The 13,780-nt window shown below is 63.9% G+C and carries 12 protein-coding genes; 7 read left to right on the top strand and 5 right to left on the bottom strand.

Going from position 1 to position 13,780, the window contains the following annotated elements; genetic code table 11:
• The first annotated feature begins 124 nt into the window (after window positions 1-124).
• Window positions 125-3,745 (top strand): alpha/beta fold hydrolase, encoded by a 3,621-nt coding sequence (locus BN2154_RS15025; RefSeq protein WP_094762301.1) that lies wholly within the window; start codon window positions 125-127, stop codon window positions 3,743-3,745.
• 46 nt (window positions 3,746-3,791) lie between these two features.
• Here the strand turns inward: BN2154_RS15025 and BN2154_RS01465 are convergent, their stop codons facing one another.
• Window positions 3,792-4,121, bottom strand: a complete 330-nt coding sequence (locus BN2154_RS01465; RefSeq protein WP_050617103.1) for a helix-turn-helix domain-containing protein — start codon at window positions 4,119-4,121, stop codon at window positions 3,792-3,794.
• 138 nt (window positions 4,122-4,259) lie between these two features.
• On the opposite strand from BN2154_RS01465, the gene BN2154_RS15975 reads away from it, so the two are divergent.
• From BN2154_RS15975 to BN2154_RS16215, 4 genes are all read left to right on the top strand, one after another.
• On the top strand, window positions 4,260-4,412 hold the full coding sequence (locus BN2154_RS15975) for a hypothetical protein (RefSeq protein WP_195892288.1): 153 nt from the start codon (window positions 4,260-4,262) through the stop codon (window positions 4,410-4,412).
• A gap of 320 nt (window positions 4,413-4,732) precedes the next feature.
• Window positions 4,733-6,493 carry a threonine--tRNA ligase gene (thrS, locus tag BN2154_RS01460; RefSeq protein ID WP_050617102.1) on the top strand — a complete coding sequence of 587 codons (1,761 nt, stop codon included), beginning with the start codon at window positions 4,733-4,735 and terminating at the stop codon, window positions 6,491-6,493.
• Window positions 6,494-6,581: 88 nt separating this feature from the next.
• A complete protein-coding gene (locus BN2154_RS16220) occupies window positions 6,582-6,932 on the top strand; it encodes a LysO family transporter (RefSeq protein WP_242853664.1) in 351 nt (116 codons plus the stop codon).
• Window positions 6,929-7,528, top strand: coding sequence for a LysO family transporter (locus BN2154_RS16215; protein ID WP_242853663.1), 600 nt, complete (start codon window positions 6,929-6,931; stop codon window positions 7,526-7,528). Before BN2154_RS16220 ends, BN2154_RS16215 begins: the two co-directional genes overlap by 4 nt.
• Before the next feature lie 53 nt (window positions 7,529-7,581).
• Here the strand turns inward: BN2154_RS16215 and BN2154_RS01450 are convergent, their stop codons facing one another.
• The 4 genes from BN2154_RS01450 to BN2154_RS01435 form a co-directional block, all read right to left on the bottom strand.
• Window positions 7,582-8,826: an HlyC/CorC family transporter gene (locus tag BN2154_RS01450; RefSeq protein WP_242853662.1), complete on the bottom strand. Its 1,245-nt coding sequence runs from the start codon at window positions 8,824-8,826 to the stop codon at window positions 7,582-7,584.
• Between the two features lie 213 nt (window positions 8,827-9,039).
• A complete protein-coding gene (locus tag BN2154_RS01445) occupies window positions 9,040-9,663 on the bottom strand; it encodes a class II aldolase/adducin family protein (protein ID WP_050617101.1) in 624 nt (207 codons plus the stop codon).
• Between the two features lie 99 nt (window positions 9,664-9,762).
• On the bottom strand, window positions 9,763-10,716 hold the full coding sequence (locus tag BN2154_RS01440) for an SPFH domain-containing protein (protein ID WP_050617100.1): 954 nt from the start codon (window positions 10,714-10,716) through the stop codon (window positions 9,763-9,765).
• Between the two features lie 34 nt (window positions 10,717-10,750).
• Window positions 10,751-11,203 (bottom strand): NfeD family protein, encoded by a 453-nt coding sequence (locus tag BN2154_RS01435; protein ID WP_050617099.1) that lies wholly within the window; start codon window positions 11,201-11,203, stop codon window positions 10,751-10,753.
• 187 nt (window positions 11,204-11,390) lie between these two features.
• On the opposite strand from BN2154_RS01435, the gene BN2154_RS01430 reads away from it, so the two are divergent.
• Together BN2154_RS01430 and BN2154_RS01425 are read left to right on the top strand one after the other, a co-directional pair.
• The gene (locus tag BN2154_RS01430) at window positions 11,391-12,521 is read left to right on the top strand and encodes a THUMP domain-containing class I SAM-dependent RNA methyltransferase (protein WP_050617098.1); all 1,131 of its coding nucleotides are present in this window, start codon (window positions 11,391-11,393) and stop codon (window positions 12,519-12,521) included.
• Between the two features lie 11 nt (window positions 12,522-12,532).
• Window positions 12,533-13,720, top strand: coding sequence for a WG repeat-containing protein (locus BN2154_RS01425; RefSeq protein WP_195892287.1), 1,188 nt, complete (start codon window positions 12,533-12,535; stop codon window positions 13,718-13,720).
• The last annotated feature ends 60 nt before the right edge of the window (window positions 13,721-13,780 follow it).

The raw sequence follows: 13,780 nt of genomic DNA, 5'->3' as shown, positions 1-13,780 counted from the left end.
GGGTGGAATGCGGCGAAAAAATCTGTCCCCCGTCCTTGTAATCCTGTCACCGATTTGTTACTATTAGGATATCCAAGGACGGCTTGGAACTTCCGAGAAATGGAACGAAAGGTGGAAACGAAAAATGAAGCAGAAGAAGCTGCTGTCGCTGCTGCTGGCTGTGGCCATGGCGTTCAGCCTGACCGTACCGGCCGTGGCGGCAGAGGGCGACGCCGCAGGCACGGAGAGCGGCAAGATCGTAATCCTGCACACCAACGACGTACACTGCGGCATTGATCAGGCCAAGAACGACGCAGGGGAGGTGACCAACATCGGCTATGCGGGCGTGGCCGCGTACAAGACCGCCATGGAGGCGGCCTACGGCGCGGAGAACGTGACGCTGGTGGATGCCGGCGACGCCATCCAGGGCGGCCCCATCGGGACGCTGTCCAAGGGCGCGTACATCGTGGAGATTATGAACCAGGTGGGCTACGATTTGGCCATTCCGGGCAACCACGAGTTTGACTACGGCATGGACAACTTCCTGACCTTGGCGCGGGAGAAGGCGGAGTATGCCTATCTGTGCGCCAACTTCACCGACCTGGAGGGGAAGGCGGTGCTGGACGGCTATCAGGTGCTGACCTACGGCGACGTGAAGGTCGGCTACGTGGGCATCGATACGCCGGAGTCCTTCACCAAGTCCACCCCGACCTATTTCCAGGACGCCGCGGGGAACTATATCTACAGCTTCAGCCAGGGCAACGAGGGCAAGGACCTGTATGACGTGGTGCAGAAGGCGGTAGACGCGGCCAAGGCAGAGGGCGCCGACTACGTGGTGGCGCTGGGGCACCTGGGCGTGGACGAGCAGAGCTCCCCCTGGACCTCCACCGAGGTGATTGCCAACACCACCGGCATCGACGTGCTGATCGACGGGCACTCCCACAGCACCTTTGCCAAGACCGAGAAGAACCAGGCCGGGGAGGACGTGCTGGTGGCCCAGACGGGCACCAAGCTGGCCAACCTGGGCAAGGTGGTCATCGACACCAAGACGGGCGAGATCACCAGCGAGCTGGTGGCGGCCAAGGACTGCGCCGCTGAGGACGAGGCCACTGGGGCCTTCGTGAAGGGCATCAACGACGAGTTTGCCGGGGTGCTGAAGAAGGTCGTGGCCAAGACCGATGTGGACCTGACCACCAAGGACCCGGCCACTGGGAAGCGCGCGGTGCGCAGCGCCGAGACCAATCTGGGCGACCTGTGCGCGGACGCCTACCGGGTGATGCTGGACGCCGACGTGGCCTTTGTCAACGGCGGGGGCGTGCGGGCCGACATCCCCGCGGGGGAGATCACCTATGAGCAGATCATCAACGTGCATCCCTTCGGCAACGAGGCCTGCGTGGTGGAGACCACGGGCCAGGACATTCTGGACGCGCTGGAGATGGGCGCGCGTGTGACGCCGGAGGAGAACGGCGGGTTCCTGCAGGTCTCCGGCCTGACCTATACCATCGACACCTCGATTCCCTCCCCGGTGGTGCTCAACGACGAGAAGGAGTTCGTGAAGGTGGACGGCGAGCGCCGGGTAAAGGACGTGAAGGTGAACGGCGAGGCCATTGACCCCGCCAAGACCTACACGCTGGCCTCCCACAACTATATGCTGAAGTCCGGCGGCGACGGCTTCGTTATGTTCAAGGACGATGCCCTGCTGAAGGACTGCGTGATGATCGACAACCAGGTGCTGATCAACTACATTGTGGACGAGCTGGGCGGCGTGGTGAGCGCCGACTACTCCGACCCCAAGGGCCAGGGCCGCATCACGGTGGTGGGCGCCCCGGCTGAGGAGCCCGAGGCTCCCGCCGACTGGGCGGATGTGGATCAGAGCGCCTGGTACGCCGCCGCGGTGAACTACGTCATCGAACACGGCGTCATGGGCTCCACCGATGCCCGTGTGAAGGTCTTCGCCCCCAACGGCACCGTGACCCGGGCCACTGTGTACCAGACGCTCTACAACATGGCCGGTAAGCCCGCCGTGGCGGAGGCCGCCAGCTTCTCCGACGTGGCTGGCACGTGGTCCGCCGACTCCGCCGCCTGGGCGGAGGACGTGGGGTTGACCACCGGCGACGGCACCGGCGCCTACGCCGGCGACCGCAACGTCACCCGCGCCGAGATCGCCACCATCTTCGCCCGGTACGCTGCGCTCAATAACATGGTCACCGCCGCCGGCGACCTCAGCACCTACGCCGACGTGGCTGACGTGGCCGAGTGGGCCAAGGACGGCATGTGTGTGGCTGTGGGCTCCGGCATCATCGGCGGCAAGCCCGGCAACCTGCTGGACCCCAACGGCACCGCCGTCCGCACCGAGCTGGCCACCATCCTGATGAACTACTCCAAGCTGGAGCCGTCCAATACCGTGGAGACCGACACCTACACCGCCATCACCGTCTCCATTGAGAACGACGGCCGTCAGGTGCCCGCCGTCATCACCCTGCCCAAGGGCGAAGGCCCCTTCCCCGCAGTGGTCATGAATCACGGCCACGGCGGCAGCAAGGATGAGAACGTGGGCTTCGGCGGCGTGGCCGCCGCCCTGGCGGAGGCTGGCATCGCCTCCGTCCGCATGGACTTCCCCGGCTGCGGTGACTCCACCGAGCCCTTTACCAAGAACACCCTGACCAACATGAAGTCCGACTCCAACGCCTCCCTGGCCTACCTGCTGGCCAATTACCCCATCGACGCCGACAAGCTGGGCATCATGGGCTATTCCATGGGTGGCCGCCTGGCCCTGGAGATCGTCAGCGAGAAGGAGAACCCCTACAAGGCCGTGGTCCTGCTCTCCGCCGCCGCCAACCCCGGCGAGGAGTCCATTGCCGGCATCCTGCCCGCCGGCAGCAGCATTGACGCCGCCGTCGCCGCCGCCAAGGAGAAGGGCTCCTTCGACTACACCACCCGCTACGGCCAGAACCTGTCCCTGTCCGCCCAGTGGTTCGAGGACATGCTGGTGGACCCCCTGGCCGCCATCAAAAACTACACCGGCCCCATGCTGGTGCTCCACGGCGACAAGGATGACGTGGTTACCGACGCCACCAACAAGCTCATCGTGAAGGCCTATCCCGCCGCGGAGGAGGTTATCGTACCCGACGCCGACCACGGCTATGGCTTCTACTCCGAACAGCCCGACGTGACCGCCGCGGTGGAGGGCAACATTTCCGCCTTCTTCTCCAGGCATCTGCTGGGCAAGATGTCCATGGCCGACTATCTGGCCGTCACCGCGTATGACTGGTTTGCCACCGGCAAGACCGACTACACCATCCAGGGCAAGATGGTCTCTGCGGCCACCGACGTCTACAACAACCTGGAGGACGCCAGCTACACCGCCCAGCCCAACGGCGAGGACGTGATTCTGAAGGGCACCAGCGGCGAGGAGTGGGTGACCAAGCTGTCCAAGGTCATCAAGACCTATACCAAGGCCGACGGCACCGAGCTCACCGCCGCGGATTTTGCCGCCGACACCTACATCGACCTGAAGACCAAGCCCACCACCGGCAACTTCGCCTGCTTCATCCCCGCCGAGCTCCAGGTGGAGGTCCAGACCGCGTGGGGTGACGTGCTCCAGGCCAATCGGGCCGGTGTGCCCCACGGCGAGGGCGACTACCTGGTCTGCGGCGCCGGTGAGGACGGCCAGCCCGACCTCAGCGACGTGTGGGTGGTCAACGGGGCTATTTTCCCCGACACCTACGACATGACCAACGCAGTGGCTGCTGACAAGGCCGCCTGAGCAGAGACAGTAAAAAAACTGCGGAGCCATTGGCTCCGCAGTTTTTTTATGAAAGCTCCTGGTCGGACAGCCAGGTGAGGAAGCTCCGGGCCAGCTCCAGCTTTTTGGGCGTCATGCCCCGGAGCAGCTCGGCCACCCCCCGCCACTCCTCTCCGGCGGGCCGGGCGGTCCCCACCAGAAACGCGTCCGGCGTGGTGTCCAGGGCCAGCGAAAGACGCATGACGACTTCAATGGAGGGAATGGAGATGCCCCGTTCAATGCTGGACAGATACTTATAGCCGATGTCAGCCTTCTCCTCCACAGCCGACTGTTTGAGGCCGAGCTGCTTCCTGCGCCGGGCAATTCTTTTGCCGATTTCGTGATAATCCAAATCCATGATACACCTCCATACGCCTAGCATATGGAAAATCACGGCGCAATAAACATGCTATAAGCAAGAAACCGACTTGACACATTATTATTCAAGCTATATAATGAATTATCGCCTTAAAATACGAATCTTGGAGGGAGAGAGATGTTCCAAAAGATGTACTTTGCCCTGTTCAACGCCATCACCGACAGCCTGACCCAGCTCGAGGCCCGGAATTACGGCGAGGCGGAACACATCCTCCGGGAAGCCCAGAAGCAGGCGGAGACCCTCTTTCTGGAAGGGCAGGATGCCCCTTGACAGCCTCGGATTTTGGTGATATAGTGTCTGCGTTGCAGAGGCAATGACGGGGAAACCGTCCCGCTTCGCCGCACAGAGAGGGCGCGCCGCCGGCTGAGAGCGCGCCTGCACCCGCGAAAAGGACCCAACCACCCCCGAGCCGCCCACCGAACTCCGCGGACAGTAGGCTGGGCCGGGCCCTCCCGTTACAGAGGTCACGAGCGACGGCGCTTTACAGGGCCGTAAGCAGGGTGGAACCGTGGGATCTCTCATCTCACCCCTGAACTTCATCAGGGGTGAGATTTTTTATCGTCTTTGCCCCAATACAAGGAGGAATTACCATGGCAGAAGAAAACAATCAGTATACGTTTGAGAACGAGACCTACCGCAAGACCTATTGGCATACCTGCTCCCACATCCTGGCCCAGGCCGTCAAGCGCCTGTACCCCGAGGTGAAGCTGGCCATCGGCCCCTCCATCGACGAGGGCTTTTACTACGATATGGACTCCCCCTTCCCCTTTACCCCGGAGATCATGGAGAAGATCGAGGGGGAGATGCGGAAGATCTGCAAGGAGAAGCTGAAGCTGGAGCGCTTCGAGCTGCCCCGGGAAGAGGCCCTGAAGTTCATGGAGGAGAAGGGCGAGCCCTACAAGGTGGAGCTCATCCAGGATCTGCCGGAGGACGCTCACATCTCCTTCTATCAGCAGGGCGAGTTCACCGACCTGTGTGCCGGCCCCCATCTGGACTCCACCGGCCGGGTGAAGGGCAACGCCATCAAGCTCACCGCCTGCAACGCCGCCTACTGGCGGGGCGACTCCAACCGGGAGACCCTCCAGCGCATCTACGGCATCGCCTTCCCCAAGAAGGACGAGCTGGACGCGTATCTCCAGCGCATCGAGGAGGCCAAGAAGCGGGACCACCGCAAGCTGGGCAAGGAGCTGGGCCTGTTCGCTTTCCGGGACGAGGCCCCCGGCTTCCCCTTCTATCTGCCCAAGGGCATGGTGCTGAAAAACACCCTGATCGACTACTGGCGCCAGGTCCATAAGAAGTGGGAGTACAAGGAGATCGCCACCCCCCAGATCATGCGCCGGACCCTGTGGGAGACCTCCGGCCACTGGGACCACTACAAGGACAACATGTACACCACCGTCATCGACGAGGAGGACTTCGCCATCAAGCCCATGAACTGCCCCGGCAGCATCCTGGTCTATGAGCTGGAGCCCCACTCCTACCGGGACCTGCCCCTGCGCTACGGCGAGCTGGGCATTGTCCACCGCCATGAGCTCTCCGGCGCTCTCCACGGCATGTTCCGGGTCCGCTGCTTCACCCAGGACGACGCGCACATCCTGCTGGCCCAGGAGCAGATCAAGGATGAGGTCATCCGCATTGCCCGGCTTTTTGACGAGGTCTACTCCCTCTTCGGTCTGCCCTATAAGATCGAGCTGTCCACCATGCCCGACGACCACATTGGCTCTGTGGAGGACTGGGAGGTGGCCACCAAGGCTCTGGCCGACGCCATCACCAGCATCGGCAAGAGCTATGAGGTCAACGAGGGCGACGGCGCCTTCTACGGGCCCAAGCTGGACTTCCACATCCAGGACTCCCTGGGGCGGACCTGGCAGTGCGGCACCATTCAACTGGATTACCAGCTCCCCGGCCGGTTCGATCTGGAGTATATCGGCGCGGACGGCGAGAAGCACTGCCCCGTCATGATCCACCGGGTGGTATTCGGCTCCATCGAGCGGTTCATCGGCGTCATCACCGAGCACTTTGCCGGGGCGTTCCCCACCTGGCTGGCCCCCGTGCAGGTCAAGGTGCTGCCCATCACCGACCGAGCGGCCGACTATGCCGACTGCGTGGCCAAACGGCTGGACGCGGCGGGCTTCCGGGTGGAGACCGACCGCCGCAACGAGAAGATCGGCAAGAAGATCCGGGAAGCCCAACTGGAGAAGGTCCCCTATATGCTGGTGGTGGGCGACAAGGAGGCCGAGAGCGGTCAGGTGGCCGTCCGTACCCGCGCCGGCGGCGACCAGGGTGTCATGGCGCTGGACGCCTTCCTGGCGGCCCTGAAGGAAGAGGTAGACACCAAGGCCATTCGGTGATAGAATCGGCATACGGTGAAACGCGAGGGGGCTCCGGCTTTTGCCGGAGCCCCCTCGCTGGAAGCGCGGCTGACAAGGAGGCAGAGATATGGAAACCTTTCTGGCGACCCTCCAGAGCCTGGGGCTCTACCTGGGGGTCATCGCTTTGGGCGCCCTGGTGGGCTCCCGCAGGGCGGTGCGGGGGAAGGAGCTGACCTGGCTGGGCCGGCTCCAGACCGTGGTGCTGATCCTGCTCATCTTTACGCTGGGCGTGGAGATCGGCGCGGACGAGCAGGTGGTGGCCTCGCTGGGCTCCATCGGCCTGTCTGCCCTGGTCATCACCCTGTTCGTCCTGGCGGGCTCGGTGCTGGCGGTGCTGCTGGTCCGCAAGTGCATGGGCCTGGACCGGCAGGGCCGCAGCGCCGCCCCGGCGGAGGAGAGGGGAGGGGAGGCCCCATGACCGGCTGGATCGTGGGGGCGGTGGCCGCGGGCATGCTGGCGGGACACTTTGTGCTCCCGGCGGAATGGGTCGCCCACTGCGGCGCCCTTATCACCCTGGGGCTGTGCCTCATCCTCTTCCTGGTGGGCGTGGACATGGGCCGCCAAGGCAATGTGTGGCGGGACATCCGGCAGGCTGGAGCCCGGGTGCTGGCCATCCCGGTGGCGGCCGCCGCCGGAACCCTGGCCGCCGCGGCCGTGGCTGGGCTCTTCCTGCCCATGAGCGTCAAGGACGCCATGGCGGCCTCCGCCGGCTTTGGCTGGTATTCCCTGGCCCCTATGCTTCTGGCGGACTACTCCCCCTCGGTGTCCGCCGTGGCCTTCCTGTCCAATGTCATGCGGGAGGTCTTTGCCATCGTCCTCATCCCCATCCTGGCCCGGCGGGTGGGCTATCTGGAGTGCGTGGGGGTGGCGGGCGCCACCGCCATGGATACCGTCCTGCCGGTGGTGGTGAGGGCCACCGACGAGCGCATCGCCATCTATTCCTTTGTCTCCGGTGTGGTTTTGTCCTTCGCCGTGCCGGTGGTGGTGCCCGCCGTGGTGGCGCTGCCGTTCTGAACGTGAAAAAGCGCCCTGTGACTTGACACGGGGCGCTTTCCTCATGTAAGGGCTTACTTGCGGTCCTTGTCGCCGGTGTCCTCCTGGGGCAGGACTACTACCCGGATCTCCAGAACCCGGCGGTGGTCCACTCTGGTAACGGTCACATCCAGATTCTCATAGACGAAGTGATCCCCCTCCTCCGGCACCCGGCCGATCTCCTCCATGACCCAGCCGGACACCGTGGTGCAGTCTCGCTCGCCCTTGATGGAGAACAGATCGTACAGGTCGGTGAGGTTGGCGTTGCAGGAGATCAGGTAGCTGCCGTCGGACTGCTTTTTGAACTCCTCGATGACCTCGTCATGCTCATCCCAGATTTCGCCCACCAGCTCCTCGACGATGTCCTCCAGAGTGCACAGGCCTTCGGTGCCGCCGTACTCGTCCACCACAATGACCATGTGGGCCTTGGCCCGCTGGAGGATGCGCAGCAGGTCGGAGATCTTGGTGCTGCCGGTGGTGTAGAGCACATTGCTGACGATGGCGGATACGTCCTCCTGGCCGTGGTAGCGGGCGGCATGGAAGTCCTTTTCGTGGATGACGCCGATGATGTTGTCGATGGTGTCGTGGTAGATGGGCAGCCGGGAGTAGCCGTTTTCCGCGAAGATGGCGGCGATCTCGTCCATGGTGGCGGTGTCTTCGGCGGCCACGATGTCCACCCGGGGGGTGAGGATCTCCTCCACCTCCAGGTCGTTGAACTCGATGGCGGAGCGGATGAGCTGCCCCTCATGCTGGTCCAGGCCGCCCTCGTTCTCGGCCTGATCCACCATGGTGATGAGCTCCTCCTCGGTGATGCCCTCCTCCTCCGACTTGCGGAAGATGCGGCTGAGGAGCTTCTTCCACTGGGCAAAGAGGTAGTTCACCGGGGCCAGCACCGTCATCAGCACCCGCATGATGGGGGCTGCGAACATGGCAAAGGCCTCGGCGTTCTCTTTGGCCATGCTCTTGGGGGAGATCTCGCCAAAGACCAGAATAACCACGGTCAGCACCACCGTGGAGACCAGCGGACCGTAGTCCAAAAACAGCTTGGTGAACAAAACGGTGCCCACGGTGGAGGCCGAGATGTTCACGATGTTGTTGCCGATCAGGTTGGTGGACAGGAGCTTGTCGTAGTCCTCCGCGATGCGCAGGGTCAGGGCGGCCCGCTTGTTGCCGCTGTCCGCCCGGCTCTTGAGCCGGATGCGGTTGAGCGAGGTAAAGGCGGTCTCGGTGGCGGAGAAAAAGGCGGAGAGGATCACGAGGATCACAAGAGCGGCGATCATACTGATACTGGCTGGGTCCAACATACGGACAAATCAACTCAACTTTCTGATAAAATTTACGCACAAAAGGACAGCCCTATCCCACGACGGGTAAGGCTGTCCCTGTACTCATTTGTTGGGGGTTACTAGGGGGAGGTTCGTCCACGAGGGCTCACCGACTCCTTCATCAAAGTTGGCATAAAGCATATCATATCTCGGGTGGGAATGCAAGGGTTATTTCTGAAGTTCTTCCACTTCCTGGGCGGAGAGTGCCACACCGCCTCCCAGCAGGCGGGCGTTGAGGTGGATCTGCGCGGTGTGCTCCACGGTCTCCATGCGCCAGTAGGCCTGCTCCAGATCGGCGCCCACGGTGAGCACGCCGTGGTTGGCCAGCAGCACGGCGTCGTGTTTCCACAGCAGCGGCCCCACGGCGGCGGGGAGGGCCAGGGTGCCCGTGCGGGCGTAGGGGGCGCAGGGGATGGCCCCAAGGCTCATGACGATCTCCCCCAGAATGGGACGTTCGATGGGCTGACGGGCGCAGGCGAAGGCCGTGGCGGCGGGGGGATGGGCGTGGCAGACCCCGTGCACGTCACTGCGGCGGCGGTAGCACTCCAGATGGAGGGGCGTCTCGGAGGAGGGACGGAAGCCGGGTGCGCCCACTACTACCGTCCCCTCCCGGTCCACCACCAGGAGCATCTCGGGGGAGAGAAAGCCCTTGCTCACCCCGGCGGGGGTCACCAGAAAGAGACCCTCGCCCAGGCGGCGGCTCAGGTTGCCGTCGTTGGCGGCCACCCAGCCCTTTTCCCACATTCTGCGTCCCAGCGCGCAGATCAGCCGGCGCTGCGTCTCATAGTCCACTTGGAACCACTCCCTTTTCTGAATGAGGGCGGGCGGCGCGGGCCCGCCAAGCAAGCGGCGCGCGGGGAGACCGCGCGCCGCCGTATGGCTGAGAGAAGGTCAGGACCCTGCCGGGGGATCGGTCTCCAGCAGCGCCTTGGCCGAGGCGGCCAGCCCGGCCAGCCCCTGGATTTCAGAGGGGATGATGATCTTCGTGGCCTTGCCGTCGGCCACCTTCTCCATGGCCTCCAGGGCCTTGAGCTTGACCACCTGGCCGTTGGGGTTGGCCTCGTTGAGCAGCTTGATGGCGTCCGCCGTGGCCTGCTGCACCTTCATGATGGCCTGGGCCTCGGCGTCAGCGGCCATGATGCGGGCCTCCTTCTCACCTTCGGCCTTCCGGATGGCGGCCTGCTTGGCGGCCTCGGCCCGGAGGATCAGGGACTGCTTCTCGCCCTCCGCCACCAGGATCTGGCTCTGCTTCTGGCCCTCGGCCTGGAGGATGGACTCCCGGCGCTCACGCTCGGCCTTCATCTGCTTCTCCATGGCGTCCTGAATCTCACGGGGGGGAAGGATGTTCTTCAGCTCCACCCGGTTGACCTTGATGCCCCAGGGGTCGGTGGCCTCATCCAGCAGGGAACGCATCTTGGTGTTGATATGGTCGCGGCTGGTGAGGGTCTGGTCCAGCTCCAGGTCGCCGATGATGTTGCGCAGGGTGGTGGCAGTCAGGTTTTCGATGGCGCTCATGGGGTGCTCTACACCGTAGGTGTACAGCTTGGGGTCGGTGATCTGAAAGTAGATGACCGTGTCGATCTGCATGGTGACGTTATCCTTGGTGATGACGGGCTGGGGGGCGAAGTCCACCACCTGCTCCTTGAGGGAGACGGCCTTGGCCACCCGCTCGATAAAGGGGATCTTGAAGTGGATGCCCACGCCCCAGACGGAGTGGAAAGCGCCCAGACGTTCGATGACGTAGGCCTTGGACTGCTGCACCACCCGGATGTTGGCGGCCAGAATGAGGATGATGAGCACGATCAGGATGATGGGTACGATGAAACCAAAGATAGCAGCGGGCATAATGTGACCTCCTTGTAATCAGTTGGACGACGGCTTATTGGGACTGGGTACGGCTGGCGGCGGGGATGGGCGTCACATAGAGCTTCACGCCCTCGATGCGCTCCACCCGGACGGTGGTCCCCACGGGAAGGATCTGCTCACCGGCGGAGCGTGCGGTCCAGGGCATGCCGCCCACCTTGACCTGGCCCCGGCCCCGGAGGTTGTCGATCTCCTGGACGACCACGGCCTCCTGGCCGATGACGCGGTCGGCGTTGGTGGCGGTCCGCCTGGCGTTGAAGTATTTCTGGGCCAGGGGACGCACCAACAGGAGCGTGACGAAGGACACGGCCAGAAAGACCACGACCTGCACCAGCAGGGAGTTGAGAAAGGCCGAAAGGATCAGGGCGGCCAGCGCTCCGGCCGCGAACCAGATGGAAGCCAACCCCACCGTGACAGCCTCCACCACGCCAAAGATGATAAGAGCGACCAGCCACAGGATGCTGTACATGTATCCCCCTCCTTTACAAAATATAGTATGGGATGTAAAAAAGAACGGTCGCTATATGTAAGTCTACCACACCCCTAGGGAAATTACCAGTAAATTTGATGTACGACAAATGAAAAGGATTTGCCAATTGCGGGATAATTGGGTATAATGCAACAAGAAGCATAAAAGTCAGAAGGGAGGGGATCGGATGGAGCGGCTGAAGCTGGCGGTGCCGACCCTGTTCGGACTGGAGGGGCTGACGGCGGACGAGCTGCGCCGGCTGGGTCTGGAGGAGGTCCGGGCGGACAACGGCCGGGTGACGGCGCTGGGTACGCCCGCTGATGTGGCCCGGCTCAACCTGAATCTGCGCACCGGCGAGCGGGTGCTCATCGAATTGGGCAGCTTTCTGGCCGGGGACTTCGACGCCCTCTTCGAGGGGACCCGGGCCCTGCCCTGGGAGCAGTTTATCCCCCTGAATGGGGCCTTCCCCGTCAAGGGACACAGCCTGAATTCCGCCCTCCACGCCATCCCCGCCTGCCAGTCCATCGTGAAAAAAGCGGTGGCGGCCCGGCTGGGACAGAAATACGGCCTGGAGACCCTGCCGGAAAACGGTCCGGTCTATCAGATTCAATTTTCCATCATGAAGGATATGGCCACGCTGATGCTGGATACCTCCGGTGCCGGACTGCACAAGCGGGGCTACCGGGCGGTGGGGGTGACGGCCCCTCTGCGGGAGACCTTGGCCGCCGCCCTGGTGCTGCTGTCCCGCTACCGGGGGAGGGACCCCTTCTGCGACCCCTTCTGCGGCTCGGGCACCATCGCCATCGAGGCCGCCCTCATCGCCAAAAACCGGGCCCCCGGTTTGGAGCGCTCCTTCTCCGCGCAGCGGTGGGCCTGCGTCCCGGCCCAGGCCTGGATGGACGCCGCCGACGAGGCCATGGACCGGGAGTTTGACGGAGCATACGAGATCTGGGGCGGCGATATCGACCCCAAGGCGGTGGCCATCGCCCGGGACAATGCCGTCAAGGCGGGGGTAGAGGACCTGATCCGCTTCGAGGTGGCGGACGCCCGGGCCTTCCGCCGGGAGGCACCCTACGGCCGGGTGGTCACCAATCCGCCCTACGGTGAGCGTATCATGGAGAAGCAGGAGGCGGAGGAGCTCTACCGGGCCTTCGGAAAGGCGTACCGCGGCCTGCCGCCCGGATGGAGCCTGGCCCTGTTGTCCTCCCACACGGAATTCGAGCGGACCTTTGGCCGGACGGCCGACAAGAAGCGCAAGCTCTACAATGGAATGATCAAGTGCGACCTGTTTCTGTATCACAAGAGGGAGCGAGGATGAGAACAAGACGTGTGAAACGGCCGAGCCTCCGGGCCCAGGCCCTGGCCCTGCTGCTGACGGCCGTCCTGACCTCCGCCGCCCTGGCCGCGCCCCAGATCTGGGGCTACCAGGAGGGCCTGGCCAAGGCTGCGGAGGGCGGGCTGTGGGGCTTTGCCAACGTGGCGGGGGAGATCGTCATTCCCATCCAGTACCAGTCGGTGATGGACTTCAGCCTGGGGGTGGCCCGGGTGCAGAAGAACAACAAGCTGGGACTCATTCGGCCCGACGGCGCCTATCTGATCCAGCCGGAGTACGACACCCTGGAGCCCATTGGTTACGGCCTCTACCGGGCCCAGAAGGGGAATGAGTGGGGCGTGGTGAGCATGGTGGCCTTCCCCAGCCGCTTCGGCGGGGAGACCCAGGAGCTCTACCCCCTTACATACGACTATGCGGCGGTACGCAAGGCCGACGGCCTGGATGTACTGGTGCTGACCAGCGGGGGAGTTGAGACCCTGGTGCCTATGAACACCCTGCCCGCCCTGCTGGTGGAGCGCAAGGTGCCCTCCGCCCGGTTTCCGCTGGTACAAAAGCGCCTGCCCAACTTTTCCGACGTGACACCCCGGGACTGGTACGACCTATGGGTGGATGTGGCCTATAACGTGGGGCTGATGGAGGGCGTGGGGGACAACCGTTTCAACCCCGACGGCACCCTCACCGTGGCTGAGGCCCTCAAGCTGGCCGCGCATATGGAGAGTCGGTATCTGGGGGACGACTTCCACCTCCAGAGCGTGACCACCCAGCCCTGGTACCGCTCGTCGGTGGCCTACTGCGTGGCCAGCGGCATCATCACCGAGGGAGAATTCACCGATTATGAGCGGCCCGTCACCCGGGCCGAGATGGCCAGGATCTTTGCGGCCACCGCCCTGGGGCGCGGCATGCCGGAGATCAACAGCCTGGAGCAGGTGAAGAGCCATCTGCCCGACGTGAAGGCGGGGGATTACGCCGCCGATGCCATTTACAGCCTCTATGCCAAGGGGGTGTTCACTGGCACGGACGGCCAGCTCACCTTCCGCGCGGAGGGCCGGCTCACCCGGGCCGAGGCGGCGGCCATCGTCTCCCGCATGGCCCGCACCGAGCAGCGGGTGAACCTGTGGGGCACGGGGACTCAGTTCCGCACGCAGACGACGGGGCTGACCAACGGACTTCTCCCCACCCGGTGAACGCCCGTCAAGCACGCCCTTCTTCGGCCCCCGGGGCCGCATTCTGGGTAAGGAGATCCT

Origin of the sequence: Intestinimonas massiliensis (ex Afouda et al. 2020), assembly GCF_001244995.1 — a bacterium.
In the GTDB taxonomy this organism is placed as follows: Bacteria; Bacillota; Clostridia; order Oscillospirales; family Oscillospiraceae; genus Intestinimonas; species Intestinimonas massiliensis.
Note: the sequence above shows the minus strand (reverse complement) of the source record. Positions and strands in the feature narration are given on the sequence as shown.

Bases quoted from the DNA above. Each gene is read 5' to 3' on its own strand.
- BN2154_RS01430 (WP_050617098.1), top strand. From the start codon at position 11,391: ATGGAGCGGCTGAAGCTGGCGGTGCCGACCCTGTTCGGACTGGAGGGG.
- BN2154_RS01435 (WP_050617099.1), bottom strand. From the start codon at position 11,203: ATGTACAGCATCCTGTGGCTGGTCGCTCTTATCATCTTTGGCGTGGTG.
- BN2154_RS16220 (WP_242853664.1), top strand. From the start codon at position 6,582: ATGGAAACCTTTCTGGCGACCCTCCAGAGCCTGGGGCTCTACCTGGGG.
- BN2154_RS15975 (WP_195892288.1), top strand. From the start codon at position 4,260: ATGTTCCAAAAGATGTACTTTGCCCTGTTCAACGCCATCACCGACAGC.
- BN2154_RS16215 (WP_242853663.1), top strand. From the start codon at position 6,929: ATGACCGGCTGGATCGTGGGGGCGGTGGCCGCGGGCATGCTGGCGGGA.
- BN2154_RS01440 (WP_050617100.1), bottom strand. From the start codon at position 10,716: ATGCCCGCTGCTATCTTTGGTTTCATCGTACCCATCATCCTGATCGTG.
- BN2154_RS01450 (WP_242853662.1), bottom strand. From the start codon at position 8,826: ATGATCGCCGCTCTTGTGATCCTCGTGATCCTCTCCGCCTTTTTCTCC.
- BN2154_RS01465 (WP_050617103.1), bottom strand. From the start codon at position 4,121: ATGGATTTGGATTATCACGAAATCGGCAAAAGAATTGCCCGGCGCAGG.
- BN2154_RS15025 (WP_094762301.1), top strand. From the start codon at position 125: ATGAAGCAGAAGAAGCTGCTGTCGCTGCTGCTGGCTGTGGCCATGGCG.
- thrS (WP_050617102.1), top strand. From the start codon at position 4,733: ATGGCAGAAGAAAACAATCAGTATACGTTTGAGAACGAGACCTACCGC.